Below are 21,214 nucleotides of genomic sequence, written 5' to 3'. Positions count from 1 at the left end.
GGGGGAGACGGGGCCGAGGTCGGGCGTCAGACCGAGACGGTCGCGCGCTCGCGCGACGACAGACCCAGCTGGTCGGTGGGGACGTCCTTCGTCTCCCGAGCGGTCAGGGCGCTGACCGAGGCGATGATCGCGATGACCGCGGTGAAGATGCTGATGACGACCCAGCCGCCCGCACCGCCACCACCGAGGGCGGCGACGATGCTCGGCGCGAAGCCGGCCATCAGGAAGCCGAGCTGCGTACCGATCGCCATGCCCGAGAAACGCACCCGGGTGCTGAACATCTCGCCGTAGAACGACGGCCACACGGCGTTGGCCGCGGCATACCCGCACGAGAACGTCAAGATGGCCAGGCCGAAGGTGAGCAGGTCGTTCCCGGCGCCCATCGACAGCATGTAGAACGGCATGAACGCCGCCGACGACAGCGCGCCGTAGATGAAGACGGGCTTGCGGCCGATGCGGTCGGCGAGCTTGCCGAACAGCGGCTGGGTGAACAGCGCGACGACGTTGGCGACGACGACGAGCCACAGCGTCACGCTGGCGGCGAGACCGACCTCTTTGCCGTAGGCGATCGCGAGCGTGCCGAACACGGTGGACACCGCGGCGATGAAGGCGCAGAAGATCACGCGGAGCACGTCGCGCCAGTGGTTCTTCAGCAGGGGCACCAGCGGCATCCGCGCGATCTTCCCGTCGGCCTTGGCCTGCTCGAACTCGGGCGTCTCGTGCAGGCTCCGGCGGATGAAGAACGCCACGACCACGACCACGGCGCTCAGCCAGAACGGGATGCGCCAGCCCCACGAGAACTTGATGTCGTCGGGCAGGGCGACCACCGGGATGAAGATGAGGGCGGCGAGGATCTGCCCGCCCTGGGTGCCGGTGAGCGTCCACGACGTGAAGAACGACCGGCGCGAGTCGGGGGCGTGCTCCAGCGTGAGCGACGAAGCCCCCGCCTGCTCGCCGGCGGCCGACAGTCCCTGGGCGAGACGGCACAGCACCAGCAGCGCGGGCGCGAACCACCCGATCTGGGCGAAGCCCGGGAGGCAGCCGATGATGAAGGTCGACAGGCCCATCAGCAGCAGGGTGAACATCAGCACCTTCTGGCGCCCGATGCGGTCGCCGAAGTGGCCGAGGATGACGGCGCCGAAGGGGCGCGCGATGTAGGCGAACCCGAAGGTCGCGAACGACATCACGAGCGCCGCCTGATCGCCCGACGGGAAGAAGACCGTCGGGAAGATCAGGGCGGCGGCGGAGCCGAACAGGAAGAAGTCGTAGTACTCGACGGCGCTGCCCATGAAGCTGGCGGTGGCCGCCTTCACGGGAGTCTTCCGCGTCGTTGCGGGGGTGGTCATGCGAGTGTGCTCCTTATCGGGCGACGGCCGGGTCGGCGGTCGTGTCGGGGATGCTGTCGGTGGTGACGAGGTCGAGGAAGTGGGCGGTCATGCGGTCGGGGTCGGGTCGCGTCCCCGTGATGAGGGCGAACGCGTCGACGGCCTGGTGGACCGCCATACGTCCGCCGCTGAGTGTGCGGCAGCCGCGCTCGCGCGCGGTGATGAGGAGTTCGGTGTCGAGCGGGCGGTAGACGATGTCGGCGACCCACAGCTCGGGGCGGAGGAGCGCGGCGTCGAGGGGGAGCCCCGGGTGCTCGGCCATTCCGACGGGGGTGCAGTGCACGAGGCCGTCGGCGCCGGCGAGCACGTCGGCGAGCCGGTCGGGGGCGGCGGTGTCGACGACGGCGAGTGGATGCCGTGACGCCAGGTCGTCGGCGAGGGCCGCGGCGCGCGCGGGGTCGAGGTCGACGATGCTCAGCCGCGCGGTACCCAGGCGCAGCAGCGCGTCGGCGACGGCCGACCCCGCACCTCCCGCGCCGAGTTGGACGACGTGGTCGGTCGCGGCATCCGGGAGTCCGTCGGTGAAGGCGGCGGCGAAACCCGTCGTGTCGGTGTTGTAGCCGACGCGCCCGGTGGGGGTGAACAGCACGGTGTTGACCGCGCCGAGGGCGGCGGCGACCGGGTCGACGCGATCGAGGTGCGCGAGAACGCTCTGCTTGCACGGGTGGGTGACGTTGACGGCGTCGTAGCCGAGCCGTTCGGCCCACGCCAGCACATCGCCGATGCGTTCGGGATCGATGCCGAGGGCGGTGAGGTCGAGCGGACGGTAGACGTAAGTGAGTCCGAGAGCGCGCGCCTCGGCCATGTGCATCGGCGGCGTCAACGAGGGGAGGACCCCCGTGCCGATGAGGCCGACGAGATACGGGTGCGCGTCGATCACGGTACTCCTTCGTTTCCGCGAGCCGGTTATGTACTAACCGGTACGTTCAGAGGAAACCACGCCAGGCGCATCGTGTCAACGACGACTTCGGTATGGCGCCGCGGCCGGGACCCGGGCGTCCCGGACCATCGCGATCGTCGAACGTCCAGGACACGCCGCACGCCGCCGGGCCGACACGGCATGTCGTGGACACTCAACGGGGGTCTGGGCCGGGGAGGGGGCCGAGCGCGGTCAGCGCGCGGGAGCCGAGCGGGAGCGCGGTCAGCCGCGGGAGCCGAGCGGGAGCGCGGTCAGCGCGCGGGAGCCGAGCGGGAGCGCGGTCAGCGCGCGGGAGCCGTCAGCCAACCGACGACCACGTCGCCGATGACCGCGCGCAGGTGCGAGCGCCGGTCGGGCGAGGTGAGATCGACGTCGAAGAGGTGGCCGAACGTGTACCGGTTGGCGACCTGGAACACGCAGTACGAGCTGATCACGAGGTGCACGTCGATCGCGTCGACGTCGGAGCGGAAGACCCCCGCGGTGCGCCCGCGCTCGAGGATCTCGTCGAGCAAGCCCTTCGCCGGCTGCGACAGGGTGCGGAGCCCCTCGATCTGGCGGATGAACTCGCCGCGGTGGATGTTCTCGATCGCGACGAGACGGATGAAGGCGTCGTGCCCGACGTGGTGGTCGAAGGTCAGCTCAGCGAGCGAGCGGATGGCATCCACGGGGTCGGCGTGATCGACGTCGATCGCCCGCTCCGCCTCGCGGATGCCGCGGTACGCCTCTTCGAGCACGGCCCGGTACAGGCCCTCTTTGCCGCCGAAGTAGTAGTAGATCATGCGCTTCGTGGTGCGCGTGCGTGCGGCGATCTCGTCGACCCGCGCTCCCGAGAAGCCGTCTTCGGCGAAGACCTCGGTGGCCACCGCGAGGAGTTCGGCGCGGGTGCGCTCGGCGTCTCGACGTGCCTCGGCCATTCGTTCAGACTAGTGGACCCGCTTTGTACCAGATGGTACATTCGGCCGCCATGAGGACCTCCATCGCGACCGTCTGCATCAGCGGAACGCTCGCCGACAAACTGCACGCCTGCGCCGACGCCGGTTTCGACGGGGTGGAGATCTTCGAGCCCGACCTGCTCGCCGCCCCCGAGAGCCCCGAAGAGATCGCGGCACTGGCCGGGCGCCTGGGCCTCAGCCTCGACCTCTACCAGCCGATGCGCGACGTGGAGGGCGTCGACGAGGCCGCCTTCGCCGCGGTGCTCCGCCGCGCCGAGGCCAAGTTCCAGCTCATGCGGCGCCTCGGCATGGACCTCGTGCTCTGCTGCAGCAACGTCGGCACCGCCACGATCGACGACGACGCCGTCTCCGCCGACCAGCTGCGACGCCTCGGCGACCTGGCCGCGGGATACGGCATCCGGATCGCGTTCGAAGCCCTCGCCTGGGGCCGCTACGTCGACGACTACCGGCGCGCCTGGCGCATCGTCGAGCAGGCCGACCACCCCGCGGTGGGCGTCTGCCTCGACTCGTTCCACATCCTCTCGCGCGGGCACGACCCCGCCGGGATCGCCGCGATCCCCGGCGACAAGATCTTCTTCGTCCAGCTCGCCGACGCCCCGCGCCTGAGCATGGACGTGCTCTCGTGGAGCCGCCATCACCGCCTGTTCCCCGGCGAGGGCGAGTTCGACCTCGCCGAGTTCACCGCGCGCATCGTCGAGGCCGGCTACACCGGACCCTGGTCACTCGAGGTGTTCAACGACACGTTCCGCCAGACCGACCCGCGCCGGACGGCGCTGCACGCCCGCCGGTCGCTGCGCTGGCTCGAAGACGCGGTGGCTCGCAAGATCCCGGATGCCACGACCCACCGCGGCGATCTGTCGATGCTGCCCGACTCGGCGGCCCCGTCGGGCGTCGACTTCGTCGAGGTCAAGGCCGAGGACACCTCCGCGATCGAGGAGCTGCTCGGCCAGCTCGGCTTCACCTCGCGCGGACGCCACCGCACGAAGCCCGTGACCCTGTGGACCGCCGGCGACGCGCGGGTGGTGCTCAACGAGCAGCACGCCCGGGGCTGGGAGCCCCGGCTCGCGGCCGTCGGGCTCGAGGTCGACGACGCCGAGGCGGTCGACCTGCGCATGGACGAGCTGCGGGTACCGCGGGCCTACCGCCGCACCTACGCCACCGAGGAGCGCCTCGACGGCGCGATCGCCCCCGACGGCACCGAGGTGTACTGGGCGCAAGCGGCCGACGAGGGCGACCCGGCGTGGGTGGGCGAGTTCGAGCACGGCGAGGCAGCGCGAGAGACGGCCATCACCGGCGTCGATCACGTCAGCCTCAGCCAACCCTGGGACGCGATCGAAGAGGCGACGCTGTTCTACACCGCGGGTTTCGCGCTGCGCGTCGACAGCAGCACCGACGTGCCGGGGCCCCGTGGACTCGTGGCCAGCCGCGTGCTGGTCGCGCCGGGGAGCACCGTGCGTCTTCCCCTGAACGTCGCCCCGCCCATCCTCGCCTCGCAACGCGCGGGAGCCGCACTCCCGCAGCACGTCGCCTTCGTCTGCGACGACGTGCGCCACGTCGCCCGCGCGGCGCGCGATCGCGGCTTCGCGCCGCTCGAGATGCCGGCCAACTACTACGACGACATCGCCGCCCGCTTCGATCTGTCGGAGGCCGCCGTCGACGAGCTGCGCGACCTGCACCTCGGCTACGACCGCGACGACGCGGGCGAGTACCTGCACTTCTACACGCGCACGATCGGCGAGGTCTTCTTCGAGTTCGTGGAGCGCGTCGACGCCTACGCCGGCTACGGCGCCGGGACCGCCCCGGTGCGCCTCACCGCGCAGGGGCGGCGCTGATAGCGTGCCCGACATGACCACGCCCCGCCGCCTGCTCCTCGTCAACGGCCCCAACCTCAATCTGCTCGGCACGCGGCAGCCCGAGATCTATGGTCGCGACACGCTCGCCGACGTCGAACGCGTCGTCGACGAGGCCGCCGCGCGTCACGGGCTCGAGGTGCGCGCCGTGCAGAGCAATCACGAGGGCATGCTGATCGACGCGATCCACGACGCACGTCTCGACTGCGCCGGGATCGTGATCAACGCCGGAGGACTCACGCACACCTCCATCGCCTTGCGCGACGCCCTGGCATCCGTCGCCCTCCCCGTCGCCGAGGTGCACATCTCGAACATCAAGGAGCGCGAGGCCTTCCGGCACTTCTCGTACATCGAAGACGTCGCCGTCGTGCACGTCATCGGCGAGGGAGTGCCCGGCTATGCGCGCGCGGTCGACCTGCTGATCCCCGTCATCGCCGGACGCGCCGAGGGCTGACGCGCCGCGCCCGGGCGCGGATCGCACCGGCGTCGGGGCATCGCGTAGACTCGGTCGCCGGGTGCGCGCCACAGCGCGGACCCTCCTCACACGAAACGGAACAGCGACCTCATGGCATCCACCGCAGACATCAAGAACGGCGTCGTCCTGAACATCGACGGTCAGCTCTGGAGCGTCGTGGAGTTCCAGCACGTCAAGCCCGGCAAGGGCGGCGCGTTCGTCCGCACCAAGCTCAAGAACGTCATGAGCGGCAAGGTCGTCGACAAGACGTTCAACGCCGGCGCGAAGATCGAGACCGAGAACGTCGACCGCCGCGACTTCACCTACCTCTACAACGACGGTGACGGCTTCGTCTTCATGGACGTGCTCGACTACGACCAGATCACCGTGGGAGCCGCCACCGTCGGCGACGCGGCCAACTTCCTGCTCGAGAACCAGCAGGTGCAGATCGCGCTGAACAACGGCAACCCGCTCTACGTCGAGATGCCGCCGTCGGTCATCCTCGAGGTCACCTACACCGAGCCGGGCCTGCAGGGCGACCGCTCGTCGGCCGGCACCAAGCCCGCCACCGTCGAGACCGGCTACGAGATGCAGGTTCCGCTGTTCCTCGAGACCGGCACGAAGATCAAGGTCGACACCCGCACGGGTGACTACCTCGGTCGCATCAGCTGACCCCGTGGTCCTGACGAAATGAGCGCGAGGACCAAGGCGCGCAAGCGCGCCCTCGACATCCTTTTCCAGGCCGACGTGCGCGGCGAAGAGCTCGCGATCATGCTGGCCGCCGAGGCCAAGCGCGCGGCATCCGAGCCCGCGCGTGAAGCCTCGTGGCTGTACGCCCGCGACATCGTCGACGGCGTGATCGACAACCGCGACGCCATCGACGAGCAGATCACCACGTTCTCGAAGGACTGGTCGCTCCAGCGCATGCCGGCCGTCGACCGTGCCCTGCTGCGGATGGCCGCGTGGGAGATCCTCTACAACGACGAGGTTCCCGTGGCCGTCGCCATCGACGAGGCCGTGGAGCTGGCCAAGGAGTTCTCGACCGACGACTCCGGCTCGTTCGTGCACGGCGTGCTGGCGCGCATCGCGCGTTCGTCCTGACCCCTCTCGACGTGTTCCGACGCGGCCCCGACCCGGTGTCGGCGGTCGCGTCGCGTCGTTTCGCGGATGCCGAGACCCGGGTGTCCGCGCGTCCGGCGCCCGCACCCGCCCCGATGTCGGAGGCTCCCGGCAGGATGCTCCCGTGACCTCGTGGCGCGACCTCGTCCCCGCGGGCGAGACGACCGCGTTCGAGCCGCTCGCCCTGGGAGTCGAGCTGCGCCAGCGCGAGGCGTACGACCCGGCGCGGTGGGAGGCCCGCGCGGTCGTGCCGGTGACCCCGCGCTCGCTCGCCCAGCGCCAAGACGACCTGCAGTTGGTCGCACGTCCGCTCGTGCGCGGAGCCCGCGACGCCTGGATCCGCGCCGATGCCACCTGGGATGCCGTGCGCCGATCGTCGGGTCGCTTCGACCCGGCGCACGTGCGCTGGTTCGCCGAACTGCACGCGCTGGCCCAGGCGCTGCGCACCACCGGCCCCTTCGCGCCGTCGGGCGACACGGTCGCCCTCGACGCCGCCGACTCGCCCCTGCTGTGGCCGCTCCTGCGCCGCGGCGAGGTGCTCGGCATCCCGATCGTGCCGATGCATGCGCAGCAGAGCGTCCGCCTCGCGCGCACCGCCACCGCGCGCGTGGCGCTCGACGCGGTGGGCGGGGGAGCGCTGCGCGTCTCGGCCGACCTCGAGATCGACGAGCGGCGCGTCGACGCCGCCCACGCGCGCGCCCTCGGCGCCGCGGGCCTGTTCGCCTACGAACTCGACCGCGACCCCGTGCCGATCGTGCTCGCCGCCGTCGAGCTACCGGCGCCCCTGCCGGCCCTGCTCGGCGGCGGGGTCGTCGAGGTGTCATCGGCCGAGGCGGCGGAGTTCCTGGCCGAGATGTACCCCCGCCTCGCCCGGCGCGCCCCGCTGTCGGTGGGGGCGGGGGTTCCGGCCCCACCGCCGCCGCGGCCGACCCTCGAGGTCGCCGTGACGTACGCCGACGCCGACGTGGCCTTCGTCCTCACCTGGGCGTACCCCGGCACGCACCGCGTCGCCTACGACGCCACGGCCGACGACCCCGAGCGCGACCCCCGCGCCGAAGCGCAGATCGGCGAACGATTCGAGACGGCGTGGCTGGCGGCATCCGACCTGCCGGTGACGGCGCGCGCCACGCTGCGCGACGCCGACGCGGCGGTGTTCGTCTCGCGCGTGCTCCCCGCCGTCGACCTGCTCGACGAGGTGCGGGTGCGCACGACCGGCACGGCACCGTCGTTCCGCGAGCTCCGGGGCGACCCCTCGCTGCGCATCACGGCGGTGGAGTCCGTCCACCGCGACTGGTTCGACCTGGGGATCGTGGTGACGATCGAGGGCCGGACGATCCCGTTCGCCACCCTGTTCTCGGCTCTCTCCCGCGGGCGCACGCGCATCAAACTCTCCGACGGCGCGTGGTTCTCGCTCGCGCACCCCGCTCTGCAGCGGCTCCGCGATCTGCTCGACGAGGCGGCGGCCCTCGACGAATGGGAGGCCGGGCCGCGCCTGCCGCGCACCCATCTATCGCTGTGGGCGGAGTTCGAAGACCTCGCCGACCAGTCCGAGGCGGCGGTCGAGTGGCGCCGGCTCGCCCGCGCCCTGCGCGACGTCGCCGACGTGCCGCGGGTGCCGACGCCCCCCGGATTCCGCGCCGAGCTGCGCCCGTACCAGCGCGAGGGCCTGTCGTGGCTGGCCCTGCTGCACCGGCATCGACTGGGGGGAATCCTGGCCGACGACATGGGGCTCGGCAAGACCCTGCAGCTGCTCGCCCTCATCGCCCACGCGAAAAACCTCGGCGACGAGCGGCCGTGGCTGGTGGTCGCCCCGACCTCGGTGCTGCCGACGTGGCGCGACGAGGCCGCGCGGTTCGCTCCCGGCCTGCGGGTCGCCGTCGTCGAAGCCACCGCCGTCCGTCGCGACCGCACCATCGCCGAGGTCGCCGCCGACGTCGACATCGTGGTCGCCCCGTACGGGGTCGTGCGCGCCGATGCCGACGAGTTCGCCGGCCCGCACTGGGCGGGGGTCGTGCTCGACGAGGCGCAGTTCGTGAAGAACCCGGCGACCCGCATCCACCGCGCGATCGCGGCGCTGCGCACCGACGCGGTGTTCGCGGCGACCGGCACCCCCATCGAGAACGGCCTCGACGATCTCTGGGCCCTGCTCGCGCTGACCGCGCCCGGGCTGTTCCCCTCGATCCGGCAGTTCCGCGAGGACTACACGCGCGCGATCGAGCAACTGCCCGCCGACGCGCCCACCGCGCTGTCGGCCGCCGCGGCCGGCGCGCACCGCGAGAAGACGCTGGATCGTCTCCGCCGCCGCGTGCGACCCTTCCTCCTGCGTCGCACGAAAGACGTCGTGGCGTCCGATCTCCCGCCCAAGCAGGAGCAGGAGATCGCGGTCGCCCTGGGGCCTGCGCACCAGGAGCTCTACGACCGGGTGCTGCAGCGTGAGCGGCAGAAGGTGCTCGGGCTGCTCGACGACCTCGACCGGCAGCGCTTCATCGTCTTCCGCTCGCTGACCCTACTGCGCATGCTGGCGCTGGCCCCGGGCCTCGTCGACGAGCACGACGCGCACCTGGGCTCGGCCAAGCTCGACGTGCTGCTGGAGCGTCTCGTCGAGGTCGCCGCCGAGGGACATCGGGCGCTGGTCTTCAGCCAGTTCACCTCGTTCCTCGACCTGGCCGCCGCGCGATTGGATGCCGCGGGCCTGGCCTACGCCCATCTCGACGGCAGCACGGCTCGCCGCGGCGAGGTGATCGAGGGCTTCCGCGGGGGAGACGCCCCGGTGTTCCTCATCAGCCTCAAGGCCGGGGGTTTCGGGCTCACCCTCACCGAGGCCGAGTACGTGTTCGTGCTCGACCCCTGGTGGAACCCCGCCGCGGAGTCGCAGGCCATCGACCGCGCCCACCGCATCGGCCAGACCCGGAGCGTGTTCGTCTACCGGCTCATCGCCGCGGGCACGGTCGAAGAGAAGGTGCGGGCATTGCAGCACCGCAAGGCGGCGCTGTTCGACGCCGTGATCGACGACGACGACGCCTTCGCGGCCTCGCTCGACGCCGACGACATCCGCGGGCTGCTGGGGCCCTGACGCGGGGCGCAGCGCGGGCACCCCGGCATCCGTTCTCGCGAGCGACCCGCCGTGGCTCCCCGAACCCGTTCAGCCACCCCCGCGTAGACTCGTCAGGTTCGCCAACGACACAGGAGCGACATGAGAATCACCGGCCTCGGCCACGCGGGCATGTTCATCGAGACCGCGGGTGGCAGCATCCTCTGCGACCCGGTCATCGGTCCGAGCTTCTTCGGCTCGTGGTTCCCGTTCCCCGACAACCGCCAGCTCGACTGGGAGCGGTACGGCGCCGCGGACTTCCTCTACATCTCGCACCGCCACCGCGATCACTTCGACCCGGCGGTGCTCGAGCGGTACGTGTCGAAGGACATCCGCGTGCTGCTGCCCGAGTACCCCACCGACGACCTCGAGCGCGACCTGGTGGCCCTGGGGTACACGAACCTGGTGCGCACCGAAGCGGGCGTCCCCCTGCAGTACGGCGATCTGAAGCTCATGATCACGCCGCTGCGCGCCCCCTCCGACGGCCCCATCGGCGACTCGTCGCTGTCGGTCGACGACGGAACCGCGTCGATCCTCAACCAGAACGACTCGCATCCCCTCGACCTCGAGAAGCTCATGGACTTCGGCAAGCCCGACGCCTACTTCACGCAGGTGTCGGGCGCCATCTGGTGGCCCATGGTCTACGACCTGCCGCTCGATGCGAAAGAGAACTTCGCGCAGCTCAAGCGCGACGCGCAGAACAAGCGCGCGATGTACTACATCGAGAAGGTGGATGCCGAGCACGTCTTCCCCATGGCGGGCCCGCCGATGTTCCTGCGCGAAGAGCTCTTCCGCTACAACGGCACCGGCCTCGAGAACGACTCGATCTTCACGGATCAGTGGGAGTTCCTCGCGCACATGAAGCAGCAGCGCCCCGATCAGAAGGGCTACCTGTTCCTCCCCGGCGCCGAGGTCGAGGTGCGGGGGTCCGACGTCACCGTGACGCAGACGCTCTACACCGACGCCGAGATCGACCGGGTCTTCGGCGACAAGTGGAACTACCTGGCCGAGCAGCGCGATGCGCGCCAGAGCGAGGTCGCTGCCGAGGTGGCATCGCGCGCCGAGATCCTGCCGCCCGCCGAGATGCTGGCCGCGATCAAGGAATGGTGGGAGCCGCTGCTCCGCCGCGCGCGCACGATCCGCAACGGCGTCGGGGGAGCGGTGCGCTTCCGCATCGGCGAGCTCGACATGGTCGTGGACTTCCCCAAGGCGAAGGTGCGCGAGTACGCCGGCGAAGACTGCATCTACTGGTACACGATCCCCGCCGACCTGGTGTCGACGAACATCCGCGACCACGAGATCGACTGGTCGAACTCGATCTTCCTGTCGATGCAGTTCGAGGTCGGTCGCTCCGGCAAGTTCAACGAGTTCCTCACCACGTTCCTCAAGTGCCTGTCGCGCGACCGCATCGAATACGTCGAGAACTGGTACGCCGAGCAGTCGGATCAGACCGAGGATGCCGAGATCGACGGCTGGACCGTGCAGCGTCGGTGCCCGCACCTGCGCGCCGACCTGACCAAGACCGGCAAGATCGAGGGCGGCGTACTGACCTGTTCGCTGCACGACTGGAAGTGGGACCTGGCGACGGGCCGCTGCCTGACGACGACCGGTCACCCGATCCGCTCGACGCGCGCCGCCGAGACGGCCGAGGTCGCCGCGGGCTGAGCCCGCGCAGGCGCGACAGCGCGGCGGCAGCCGTCACGGCGCCACCGTCCCGGACCTGCCGTCACGGCATCCACCCGCTAGACTCGACCACGAACCACAGCAACCTTTAACCCCGTCCCGTGAGGCGGAGAAGGGAGCGACGGATGAGTACGCGCACCGTTATGCACGATGCCGACATCGCCCGCGCTTTGACGCGCATCTCGCACGAGATCCTGGAGTCCAACAAGGGACCGGAGGGACTCGTCCTCCTCGGCATCCCGACCCGCGGTGTCACGCTCGCGAACCGCATCGGGCCGCTCGTCAGCGAGTTCGGGGGAGCGCCGGTCCCGGTCGGCTCGCTCGACGTGACGATGTACCGCGACGATCTGCACCGCAACCCCACCCGGGCGCCGCGCAAGACCGAGATCCCCGCCGGCGGCATCGACGGCCGGGTCGTCGTGCTGATCGACGACGTGCTGTTCTCGGGCCGCAGCATCCGCGCCGCGCTCGACGCGCTGCAGGACATCGGCCGCCCCGCGGCCGTACGCCTCGCGACCCTGATCGACCGGGGGCACCGCGAGCTGCCGATCCGCCCCGACTTCGTGGGCAAGAACCTCCCCAGCGCCCGCGACGAACGCGTCAACGTGCGCCTCGCCGAGATCGACGGCATCGAAGAGGTGACGATCGGATCATGAGGCACCTCCTCGATACCCAGCACCTCTCGCGCACCGCGGCCCTGTCGATCCTCGACGTCGCCGAGGACATGGCCGACACCCAGCGCCGCGAGAACAAGAAGCTCCCCACGCTGCGGGGCAAGACCGTGGTCAACCTCTTCTTCGAGGACTCCACGCGCACCCGCATCTCGTTCGAGGCGGCGGCGAAGCGCCTGAGCGCCGACGTCATCAACTTCTCGGCGAAGGGCTCCAGCGTCAGCAAGGGCGAGTCCCTGCAGGACACCGCCCAGACGCTCCAGGCGATGGGGGCGGATGCCGTGGTGATCCGCCACGGCGCGTCCGGCGCCCCGCGGACGCTGGCGACCAGCGGATGGATCACCGCCGGGGTCGTGAACGCCGGCGACGGCACGCACGAGCACCCCACCCAGGCGCTGCTCGACGCGTTCACGATCCGCAAGCGTCTGTTCGGCGATGACAGCCGCGGGCGCGACCTGGCCGGCATCCGGGTCACGATCGTCGGCGACGTGCTGCACTCGCGCGTGGCGCGGTCGAACGTCTGGCTGCTGCACACCCTCGGCGCGCACGTGACCCTCGTCGCACCCCCCACGCTCGTTCCCCAGGACGTCCGCGGCTGGCCGGTCGAGATCGACTACGACCTCGACCACGCCATCGCCCAAGAGCCCGACGCGCTCATGATGCTCCGCATCCAGCTGGAACGCATGAACGCCGCGTATTTCCCGACTGAACGGGAGTATTCACGGCGCTACGGTCTCGACGCGCGGCGTTTGGAGGCCCTGCCGGGCGGTAGCATCGTTCTGCACCCCGGCCCCATGAACCGGGGTCTGGAGATCTCCGCCGAAGCCGCCGATTCCCCTCGCTCGACGGTGCTCGAGCAGGTCACGAACGGCGTCTCCGTGCGAATGGCCGTGCTGTACCTGCTGCTGGCGGGCGAGCGGCCCGACACCGAGAAAGAGGACCTTCGATGAGCCACGCCCCCTCCCAGACGCTTCTGGTCCGCGGCGCGCGCGTCGAGGGACGGGATGCCACCGACCTCCTCGTACGTGACGGGGTCATCGTCGAGACCGGCTCGGGTCTGTCCCACGCGGGTGCCACCGTCGTCGACGCCGACGGGCTGATCGCCCTCCCGGGCCTCGTCGACCTGCACGTGCACCTGCGCGAGCCCGGGTTCGAGGCATCCGAGACCGTCCTCACCGGATCGCGGGCCGCCGCGGCCGGCGGATTCACCACCGTCTTCGCCATGCCGAACACCTCGCCCACCGCCGACACCGCCGGAGTCGTCGAGCAGGAGCTCGCGCTCGGCGAGGCGGCCGGGTACGTGCACGTGCAGCCCATCGGTGCGGTCACGGTCGGCCAGAAGGGCGAGCGGCTCGCCGAGCTCGGGGCGATGGCCGACTCCCGCGCCCGCGTCCGCGTGTTCAGCGACGACGGCTTCTGCGTCTTCGACCCGCTCATCATGCGCCGCGCACTCGAGTACGTGAAGGCGTTCGACGGCGTCGTCGCCCAGCACGCGCAAGACCCGCGGCTCACCGAGGGTGCGCAGATGAACGAGGGCGCCGTCTCGGCCGAACTGGGCCTGACCGGCTGGCCTGCCGTCGCCGAAGAGTCGATCATCGCCCGCGACGTGCTGCTGGCCGAGCACGTGGGCTCGCGCCTGCACGTCTGCCACCTCAGCACCGCCGGGTCGGTCGACATCATCCGCTGGGCCAAGAAGCGCGGAGTGAACGTGACCGCCGAGGTCACTCCGCACCACCTGCTGCTGACCGACGAACTCGTGCGCGACTACGACGCGCGGTTCAAGGTCAACCCGCCGCTGCGCCGCGAAGAAGACGTCCTGGCCGTGCGCGAGGGCCTGGCCGACGGCACGATCGACATCGTCGCCACCGACCACGCCCCGCACCCCGCCGAGGCGAAGGCCTGCGAGTGGGCCGCCGCGGCGAACGGCATGGTCGGCCTCGAGAGCGCGCTGCGCGTCGTGCAGCTGGCCATGGTCGACACGGGCCTGCTCGACTGGGCCGACGTCGCCCGGGTCATGTCGGCCGCCCCCGCGCGCATCGGCCGTCTCGACGGGCACGGCACCCCGCTGACCGCGGGACAGGCCGCGTCGTTCACGCTGTACGACCCGCGCCCCTCGCGCCCCTTCGGGGTGGGCGACCTGCGCGGCCGCAGCAAGAACTCGCCGTACCTCGGCCGAGAGCTGCCGGGCGAGGTGCGCTGGACCGTGCGTCGTGGCATCCCCACGGTCGTCGACGGCGCCCTGCTCGACGCCCCCGGGGTGCTCGCGTGAGCCGCGAAGGCGCCCTGCTGGTCATGGCCGGCGTCGCCGTCGTGCTGCTGGCGCTGCTGGCCTGGGCCTGGGTGCGACGAACGCGGCGCGATGCGCGCTACACGGCCCCGGTGGGGGAGCTGCCCGAGAACGCCGTCGAAACGGCGATGTTCCCGGGGCTCTACGTCGCCACGACCCGTCACGACGAGCCGCTCGAGCGCCTCGCCATCAAGGGTCTCGGTTTCCGCTCCCGCGTCGACATCACGGTCACGACCCTCGGTGTCGCCCTCGACCTGCCCGGCCAGCCCCGCATCGCGCTCACCCGCGACCGCCTGGTGGATGCCGCTCAGGCCACCGTCGCCATCGACCGCGTGGTCGAGCGCGACGGCCTGACGCGCATCAGCTGGCGCATCGACGACGACACCGTCGTCGACACCTACCTCCGACCCCAGGATGCCTCGGCGAAAGCCCTCGCCGACGCCATCCGTCCCCTCATCCTCACGACAGGAAGCGACGCATGACCGCCGTGACCCTTTCCTCACTCATCTCGCGAGACCCCGCCGTCCTGGTCCTCGAAGACGGCACCCGCTACACCGGCCGCGCGTACGGCCAGCGCGGCGAGACCCTCGGCGAGGTCGTCTTCGCCACCGGCATGACCGGCTACCAGGAGACGATCACCGACCCCTCGTACGCGGGCCAGATCGTGCTGCAGACCGCCCCGCACATCGGCAACACCGGGGTGAACGACGAGGACCCCGAATCGCGCCGCATCTGGGTCGCCGGCTACGTCGTGCGCGACCCCTCGCGCATGGTGTCGAACTGGCGCGCCGACCGCTCGCTCGACGACGCGCTCGTCGAAGACGGCATCGTCGGCATCTCGGGTATCGACACCCGCGCCGTCACCCGTCGCATCCGCTCCTCGGGCAGCATGCGCGGCGGCGTCTTCTCGGGCGAGCTCGCGAACCTCGATGCCGACGAGCAGCTGCGCCGCGTCCGCGAGGCTCCCGGCATGGCCGGGCGCAACCTGAGCGCCGAGGTGTCCGTCACCGAGGTCGAGGTGACCGCCGCCACCGCGGAGCGCATCGGCAACCTCGCCGTGCTCGACCTGGGCGTGAAGACCTCGACGATCGACAACCTCGCCGCCCGCGGCTTCGACGTGCACGTCTTCCCGCAGTCCGCGACGATCGACGAGATCCGCGCGATCGAGCCGGTCGCCGCGTTCTACTCCAACGGCCCCGGCGACCCCGCGGCCTCCGACCAGCACGTCGAGCTGCTGCGCGCCGTCCTCGGCGACGGACTGCCGTTCTTCGGCATCTGCTTCGGCAACCAGCTGCTGGGGCGCGCCCTGGGCTTCGGCACCTACAAGCTGCCCTTCGGCCACCGCGGCATCAACCAGCCCGTGCTCGACAAGACCACCGGGCGCGTCGAGATCACCTCGCAGAACCACGGCTTCGCGGTCGACGCTCCGCTGGACGCCGTGGTCGACAGCCCCGCCGGCTTCGGCCGCGTCGAGGTGAGCCACATCGGTCTCAACGACAACGTGGTCGAGGGCCTCCGCGCCCTCGACATCCCCGCGTTCAGCGTGCAGTACCACCCCGAGGCCGCTGCCGGCCCGCACGACGCCAACTACCTGTTCGACCGCTTCCGCGACATGGTTATCGCCACCCAGGAGAAGAAGAATGCCTAAGCGCGACGACATCCACTCCGTCCTCGTCATCGGCTCCGGCCCGATCGTCATCGGTCAGGCCTGCGAGTTCGACTACTCCGGCACCCAGGCGTGCCGCGTGCTCCGCGAAGAGGGGGTGCGCGTCATCCTCGTCAACTCCAACCCGGCGACGATCATGACCGACCCCGACTTCGCCGACGCGACCTACATCGAGCCGATCACCCCCGAGGTGATCGAGACGATCATCGCCAAAGAGAAGCCGGATGCCATCCTCCCCACCCTGGGTGGACAGACGGCGCTGAACGCGGCGATCGCGCTGCACAAGCTCGGCATCCTCGAGAAGTACGACGTCGAGCTCATCGGCGCCGACTTCGAGGCGATCAACAAGGGCGAGGACCGTCAGATCTTCAAGGAGCTCGTGCTCGAGGCGGGCGCCGATGTCGCGGCATCCGTCATCTGCCACTCGATGGACGAACTGATCGCCGGCGCCGAGAAGCTCGGGTACCCGCTGGTGGTCCGACCCAGCTTCACCATGGGCGGCCTCGGCTCGGGCTTCGCCTACGACGAGAACGACCTCCGCCGCATCGGCGGCGCGGGCCTGCACGACTCGCCCACCAGCGAGGTGCTGCTCGAGGAGTCGATCCTCGGGTGGAAGGAGTACGAGCTCGAGCTCATGCGCGACACCGCCGACAACACGGTGGTCGTCTGCTCGATCGAGAACGTCGACCCGGTCGGCGTGCACACGGGGGACTCGATCACCGTGGCCCCGGCGCTGACGCTCACCGACCGCGAGTACCAGAAGCTCCGCGACATCGGCATCGACATCATCCGCGCCGTGGGCGTCGACACCGGCGGCTGCAACATCCAGTTCGCGGTCGACCCCGCGACCGGCCGCATCATCGTCATCGAGATGAACCCGCGCGTCTCGCGCTCCTCGGCCCTGGCGTCCAAGGCCACCGGCTTCCCGATCGCCAAGATCGCCGCCAAGCTCGCGATCGGCTACCGCCTCGACGAGATCCCCAACGACATCACCAAGGTGACCCCGGCGAGCTTCGAGCCCACGCTCGACTACGTCGTGGTCAAGGTGCCGCGGTTCAACTTCGAGAAGTTCCCCGCCGCCGACACCACGCTCACCACGACCATGAAGTCGGTCGGCGAGGCCATGGCCATCGGCCGCAACTACACGACCGCCCTGCAGAAGGCGCTCCGCTCGCTCGAGAAGCGCGGATCCAGCTTCCACTGGGGCGAGGAGTCGCGTTCGGTCGACGAGCTGCTCGAGGTGTCGAAGAAGCCGACCGACGGCCGCATCGTCGTGCTGCAGCAGGCGCTGCGCCTGGGCGCGACCGCCCAGCAGGCGTTCGACGCGACGGCGATCGACCCGTGGTTCATCGACCAGATCGTGCTCATCAACGAGGTCGCCGGCTTCATCGCACAGGCCGAGACCCTCGACGCCGACACCCTCCGTCTCGCGAAGGACCACGGCTTCAGCGACGTGCAGATCGCCCAGATCCGCGGTCTCGACGAGGCCGAGGTGCGCGGCATCCGGTACGCGCTCGACGTGCGCCCGGTCTACAAGACGGTCGACACCTGCGCGGGGGAGTTCCCGGCCCTCACGCCGTACCACTACTCCAGCTACGACGTCGAGACCGAGGTCACGCCCTCGGACCGCACGAAGGTCGTCATCATCGGCTCGGGCCCCAACCGCATCGGCCAGGGCGTCGAGTTCGACTACTCGTGCGTGCACGCGTCGTTCGCGCTGTCGGATGCCGGGTACGAGACCGTCATGGTCAACTGCAACCCCGAGACCGTCTCGACCGACTACGACACCAGTGACCGCCTGTACTTCGAGCCGCTGACGCTCGAGGACGTGCTCGAGGTGCTGCACGCCGAGGCGCAGTCGGGCACGATCCTCGGTGTCGTCTGCCAGCTGGGCGGCCAGACTCCGCTGGGCCTGGCGAAGGGCATCGAGGCCGCCGGCTACACGATCCTCGGCACCAGCCCCGAGGCGATCGACCTCGCCGAGGAGCGCGAACTGTTCTCGCGTCTGCTCGACGAGGCGGGTCTCGTGGCCCCCCGCAGCGGCACCGCGATCGACGTCGACGGCGCCGTGGCGATCGCCGAGGAGATCGGCTACCCCGTGCTCGTGCGCCCCAGCTTCGTGCTCGGCGGCCGCGGCATGGAGATCGTCTACTCGACCGACGCCCTGCGCGACTACTTCGTGCGCGTCGCCGACCAGGCGATCATCGGACCCGGCCTGCCGCTGCTGGTCGACCGCTTCCTCGACGATGCGATCGAGCTCGACGTCGACGCACTGTACGACGGCACCGACCTGTACATCGGCGGCGTCATGGAGCACCTCGAAGAAGCCGGCATCCACTCCGGTGACTCCTCGTGCACCCTTCCGCCGGTGAGCCTCGGTCGCACCGAGGTCGACCGCGTGCGCGAGGCCACCCTCGCGATCGCGAAGGGCGTCGGCGTCCGGGGTCTGCTCAACGTGCAGTTCGCGATCTCGGCCGGCGTGCTCTACGTGATCGAGGCCAACCCCCGCGCCAGCCGCACCGTGCCGTTCGTGTCGAAGGCCCTCGGCATCCCGCTCGCGAAGGCCGCCAGCCGCATCATGGTCGGCGACACCATCGCCGAGCTCATCGCCGAGGGGCTGCTGCCCGAGGGCGACGGTTCCCGCGTGCCACTCGACGCCCCCGTCGCCGTGAAAGAGGCCGTGCTGCCGTTCAAGCGGTTCCGCACCGCCGACGGTCACACCGTCGACTCGGTGCTCGGACCCGAGATGCGCTCGACCGGTGAGGTCATGGGCATCGACCGCGACTTCCCGACGGCGTTCGCGAAGTCGCAGGAGGCCGCGTACGGCGGCATGCCCACCTCGGGCACCGTGTTCATCTCGGTCGCCGACGCCGACAAGCGCGCCGTCATCCTGCCGGCCCACCGTCTGCAGGAGCTCGGCTTCGAGCTGATGGCCACCGAGGGCACGGCCGAGATCCTGGCCCGCAACGGCATCAAGGTGCAGGTCGTCGAGAAGTACTCCGAGACGCAGGGGTCGGGTCAGCAGAACGTCGTCGACCTCATCAACGCGGGCGAGATCGACATGATCGTCAACACGCCCAGCGGCGGCACGGCCCGCGCCGACGGCTACGAGATCCGCGCGGCGGCCGTGGCCGCCGACAAGGCACTGTTCACCACGATGGCCGTCCTGGGTGCCGCCGTGAGCGCCCTCGGCGCCATGAAGGACGGCTTCGAGGTGCGGAGCCTGCAGGAGTACGCCATCGATCGCGCGGGGCGTCTGTGAGCGAAACGTTCGGCCAGCGGCTCAGCGCCGCCCTCGACACCCACGGCGCCCTGTGCGTCGGCATCGACCCCCACGCCGCACTCCTGTCGGCGTGGGGGCTGGATGCCACGGCCCAGGGCGCCCGGGAGTTCGGTCTGCGGGTGGTCGAGGCCGCCGTCGGCCGGGTCGGGGTGGTCAAGCCGCAGGTGGCGTTCTTCGAGCGGTACGGCTCGAAGGGCTTCGCCGCGCTCGAAGACGTGATGGCCGAGGCCCGCGCGGCGGGTCTGCTGGTGATCGCCGACGCCAAGCGCGGCGACATCGGCACGACGATGGAGGGATACGCCCACGCCTGGCTCGAGCCCGGCTCGCCGCTCGAAGCCGACGCCGTGACCCTGACGCCGTACCTGGGCGCCGATTCGCTGCGCGCCACGCTCTCCTTGGCGGTGCATCACCGCAAGGGCGCCTTCGTCCTCACCGCGACGAGCAACCCCGAGGCACGGGCCGTGCAGAGCGCGATCGTCGACGACGCCCTCGCCGTCGGCGACCACGAGCACGTCGCCGCGCGCGTCGCGCACGACATCAACGAGGCCAACCTCGGAGCGCCCGGAGCCCTGGGCCCGATCGGCGTGGTGGTGGGCGCCACGGTCGACCGCGCCGCCTTCGGCCTCGGCGACGTGGCGCTCGCGGGCATGCCGATCCTCGCTCCCGGCTTCGGCGCGCAGGGTGCCGAGCCCGCCGACCTGGGCCGCCTCTTCGGCTACGTCGCGAAGGCGGTCGTGGCCAACGAGAGCCGGAGCATCCTCGCGGTCGGACCCGATCGTCTGGCCGCCCGCATCGACCAGCGCGCCGCGCTCTACCGGGAGACCCTGCATGGCTGAGACCCGTCGCCCGCCCGAGGTCGACCGCGCCGCCGCCTCGCGCCGCGCCGTCGAGGCGCGTCGCGAGCGCGCCGCGCTCAAGCGCGACGTGTCGACGCGCGTGATCTCGCCGCAGGAGCTCCTGCGGCGGGGACTCGCCGACCCGCTGTCGGCGGCCGGGGCCATGCGCGTCACCGAGTTCCTCACCGCCATCCCCGCGATCGGCGAGAGCAAGCGCGACCGCATCCTCGCCTCGCTCGGCATTTCGCCGGTCAAGCGCCTGGGGGGCCTCGGCACCCGTCAGCGCGACGCATTGCGCGCCTTCCTCGACGGCCGGTGGCCCGAGCCGGGGCCGCGTGACGGACGCAGCCGCCTCATCGTGCTGGCCGGTCCCACCGCGGTCGGCAAGGGGACGGTGGCGGCGCACATCAAGGAGCACTACCCCGAGATCCACCTCTCGGTCTCGGCGACGACGCGCGCGCCCCGTCCCGGCGAGGTCGAGGGCGAGCACTACTACTTCGTCGACGACGCCGAGTTCGACCGCCTGGTCGCCACCGGTGCGCTGCTGGAGTGGGCGGTCGTGCACAACAAGAACCGGTACGGCACGCCCCGCGAGCCCATCGAGCGGGTGCTCGCCGACGGCGGCACCGCCCTGCTCGAGATCGACCTGCAGGGCGCGCGCCAGGTGCGGGCGGCCGATCCCTCGGCGACCCTGGTGTTCCTGCTCCCGCCCAGCTGGGACGAACTCGTCCAGCGTCTGGTCGGACGCGGAACCGAAGACGCCGAGGAGCGCGCCCGACGCCTGCGCACCGCCCGCGTGGAACTCGCGGCCCAGAACGAGTTCGACTACCGCGTCGTGAACGAGGACGTCGCGTCGGCCGCCGCCGACGTCGTCGCCCTGGCCGCCGCGCAGCACTGACGCGTCGCCGCCCCGTTGCGGCGTGGTTCGGCCGGGCTCGGGTTGGCTCGGGTTGGCTCGGCGCGCGGGCTGGCTCGGGGCGCGGGCCGGCTCGGGGCGCGGGCCGGCTCGGGGCGCGG

Annotated in this window: 17 protein-coding genes; 14 read left to right on the top strand and 3 right to left on the bottom strand. The window is 71.0% G+C overall.

Annotated elements, in window-relative coordinates; translation table 11 throughout:
• Positions 1–26: 26 nt before the first annotated feature.
• The 3 genes from ASF96_RS14250 to ASF96_RS14240 form a co-directional block, all read right to left on the bottom strand.
• Positions 27–1,346, bottom strand: a complete 1,320-nt coding sequence (locus ASF96_RS14250; RefSeq protein WP_055837349.1) for an MFS transporter — start codon at positions 1,344–1,346, stop codon at positions 27–29.
• 13 nt (positions 1,347–1,359) lie between these two features.
• Positions 1,360–2,265 (bottom strand): shikimate dehydrogenase, encoded by a 906-nt coding sequence (locus tag ASF96_RS14245; protein ID WP_055940234.1) that lies wholly within the window; start codon positions 2,263–2,265, stop codon positions 1,360–1,362.
• A 320-nt stretch (positions 2,266–2,585) separates the two neighbouring features.
• A complete protein-coding gene (locus ASF96_RS14240; protein ID WP_055837357.1) occupies positions 2,586–3,218 on the bottom strand; it encodes a TetR/AcrR family transcriptional regulator in 633 nt (210 codons plus the stop codon).
• Between the two features lie 50 nt (positions 3,219–3,268).
• Between ASF96_RS14240 and ASF96_RS14235 the strand changes: the two genes are divergently transcribed.
• The 14 genes from ASF96_RS14235 to gmk all read left to right on the top strand — a co-directional run bounded on the left by ASF96_RS14235 (position 3,269) and on the right by gmk (position 21,095).
• Positions 3,269–5,089, top strand: a complete 1,821-nt coding sequence (locus tag ASF96_RS14235; RefSeq protein ID WP_055940232.1) for a bifunctional sugar phosphate isomerase/epimerase/4-hydroxyphenylpyruvate dioxygenase family protein — start codon at positions 3,269–3,271, stop codon at positions 5,087–5,089.
• Positions 5,090–5,102: 13 nt separating this feature from the next.
• The gene (locus ASF96_RS14230) at positions 5,103–5,561 is read left to right on the top strand and encodes a type II 3-dehydroquinate dehydratase (protein WP_055940449.1); all 459 of its coding nucleotides are present in this window, start codon (positions 5,103–5,105) and stop codon (positions 5,559–5,561) included.
• A 111-nt stretch (positions 5,562–5,672) separates the two neighbouring features.
• Entirely contained in the window at positions 5,673–6,233 is a 561-nt protein-coding gene (efp, locus tag ASF96_RS14225; protein ID WP_055837365.1) for an elongation factor P, read from the top strand.
• A gap of 18 nt (positions 6,234–6,251) precedes the next feature.
• Positions 6,252–6,662, top strand: a complete 411-nt coding sequence (gene nusB, locus ASF96_RS14220; protein WP_055837367.1) for a transcription antitermination factor NusB — start codon at positions 6,252–6,254, stop codon at positions 6,660–6,662.
• A gap of 142 nt (positions 6,663–6,804) precedes the next feature.
• On the top strand, positions 6,805–9,753 hold the full coding sequence (locus tag ASF96_RS14215) for a DEAD/DEAH box helicase (protein ID WP_055940230.1): 2,949 nt from the start codon (positions 6,805–6,807) through the stop codon (positions 9,751–9,753).
• 120 nt (positions 9,754–9,873) lie between these two features.
• The gene (locus ASF96_RS14210) at positions 9,874–11,436 is read left to right on the top strand and encodes a Rieske 2Fe-2S domain-containing protein (protein ID WP_055940228.1); all 1,563 of its coding nucleotides are present in this window, start codon (positions 9,874–9,876) and stop codon (positions 11,434–11,436) included.
• Between the two features lie 143 nt (positions 11,437–11,579).
• Complete coding sequence (gene pyrR / locus ASF96_RS14205; protein ID WP_055837376.1) at positions 11,580–12,110, top strand: bifunctional pyr operon transcriptional regulator/uracil phosphoribosyltransferase PyrR; 531 nt, start codon at positions 11,580–11,582, stop codon at positions 12,108–12,110.
• Positions 12,107–13,075, top strand: coding sequence for an aspartate carbamoyltransferase catalytic subunit (locus tag ASF96_RS14200; protein WP_055940225.1), 969 nt, complete (start codon positions 12,107–12,109; stop codon positions 13,073–13,075). The genes pyrR and ASF96_RS14200 overlap by 4 nt, the downstream gene beginning before the upstream one ends.
• Positions 13,072–14,394 carry a dihydroorotase gene (locus tag ASF96_RS14195; protein WP_055940223.1) on the top strand — a complete coding sequence of 441 codons (1,323 nt, stop codon included), beginning with the start codon at positions 13,072–13,074 and terminating at the stop codon, positions 14,392–14,394. Before ASF96_RS14200 ends, ASF96_RS14195 begins: the two co-directional genes overlap by 4 nt.
• Positions 14,391–14,894, top strand: a complete 504-nt coding sequence (locus tag ASF96_RS14190; protein WP_055837386.1) for a PH-like domain-containing protein — start codon at positions 14,391–14,393, stop codon at positions 14,892–14,894. The genes ASF96_RS14195 and ASF96_RS14190 overlap by 4 nt, the downstream gene beginning before the upstream one ends.
• Positions 14,891–16,060 carry a glutamine-hydrolyzing carbamoyl-phosphate synthase small subunit gene (carA, locus tag ASF96_RS14185; protein WP_055837389.1) on the top strand — a complete coding sequence of 390 codons (1,170 nt, stop codon included), beginning with the start codon at positions 14,891–14,893 and terminating at the stop codon, positions 16,058–16,060. The genes ASF96_RS14190 and carA overlap by 4 nt, the downstream gene beginning before the upstream one ends.
• Positions 16,053–19,340 carry a carbamoyl-phosphate synthase large subunit gene (gene carB / locus ASF96_RS14180; RefSeq protein WP_055940221.1) on the top strand — a complete coding sequence of 1,096 codons (3,288 nt, stop codon included), beginning with the start codon at positions 16,053–16,055 and terminating at the stop codon, positions 19,338–19,340. Before carA ends, carB begins: the two co-directional genes overlap by 8 nt.
• Positions 19,337–20,197 (top strand): orotidine-5'-phosphate decarboxylase, encoded by an 861-nt coding sequence (gene pyrF / locus ASF96_RS14175; protein WP_055940220.1) that lies wholly within the window; start codon positions 19,337–19,339, stop codon positions 20,195–20,197. The genes carB and pyrF overlap by 4 nt, the downstream gene beginning before the upstream one ends.
• Positions 20,190–21,095 carry a guanylate kinase gene (gene gmk, locus ASF96_RS14170; protein WP_055940218.1) on the top strand — a complete coding sequence of 302 codons (906 nt, stop codon included), beginning with the start codon at positions 20,190–20,192 and terminating at the stop codon, positions 21,093–21,095. Before pyrF ends, gmk begins: the two co-directional genes overlap by 8 nt.
• Positions 21,096–21,214 lie beyond the last annotated feature (119 nt).

Origin of the sequence: Microbacterium sp. Leaf179 (genome assembly GCF_001423785.1) — a bacterium.
Lineage (GTDB): Bacteria > Actinomycetota > Actinomycetes > Actinomycetales > Microbacteriaceae > Microbacterium.
This window is presented reverse-complemented; position numbering and strand designations above follow the sequence as displayed.

What these genes read in the sequence shown, in the direction of transcription:
- ASF96_RS14250 (WP_055837349.1), bottom strand. Translation starts at nt 1,346, where the DNA reads ATGACCACCCCCGCAACGACGCGGAAGACTCCCGTGAAGGCGGCCACC.
- ASF96_RS14240 (WP_055837357.1), bottom strand. Translation starts at nt 3,218, where the DNA reads ATGGCCGAGGCACGTCGAGACGCCGAGCGCACCCGCGCCGAACTCCTC.
- ASF96_RS14235 (WP_055940232.1), top strand. Translation starts at nt 3,269, where the DNA reads ATGAGGACCTCCATCGCGACCGTCTGCATCAGCGGAACGCTCGCCGAC.
- ASF96_RS14230 (WP_055940449.1), top strand. Translation starts at nt 5,103, where the DNA reads ATGACCACGCCCCGCCGCCTGCTCCTCGTCAACGGCCCCAACCTCAAT.
- efp (WP_055837365.1), top strand. Translation starts at nt 5,673, where the DNA reads ATGGCATCCACCGCAGACATCAAGAACGGCGTCGTCCTGAACATCGAC.
- nusB (WP_055837367.1), top strand. Translation starts at nt 6,252, where the DNA reads ATGAGCGCGAGGACCAAGGCGCGCAAGCGCGCCCTCGACATCCTTTTC.
- ASF96_RS14210 (WP_055940228.1), top strand. Translation starts at nt 9,874, where the DNA reads ATGAGAATCACCGGCCTCGGCCACGCGGGCATGTTCATCGAGACCGCG.
- pyrR (WP_055837376.1), top strand. Translation starts at nt 11,580, where the DNA reads ATGAGTACGCGCACCGTTATGCACGATGCCGACATCGCCCGCGCTTTG.
- ASF96_RS14200 (WP_055940225.1), top strand. Translation starts at nt 12,107, where the DNA reads ATGAGGCACCTCCTCGATACCCAGCACCTCTCGCGCACCGCGGCCCTG.
- ASF96_RS14195 (WP_055940223.1), top strand. Translation starts at nt 13,072, where the DNA reads ATGAGCCACGCCCCCTCCCAGACGCTTCTGGTCCGCGGCGCGCGCGTC.
- carA (WP_055837389.1), top strand. Translation starts at nt 14,891, where the DNA reads ATGACCGCCGTGACCCTTTCCTCACTCATCTCGCGAGACCCCGCCGTC.
- carB (WP_055940221.1), top strand. Translation starts at nt 16,053, where the DNA reads ATGCCTAAGCGCGACGACATCCACTCCGTCCTCGTCATCGGCTCCGGC.
- gmk (WP_055940218.1), top strand. Translation starts at nt 20,190, where the DNA reads ATGGCTGAGACCCGTCGCCCGCCCGAGGTCGACCGCGCCGCCGCCTCG.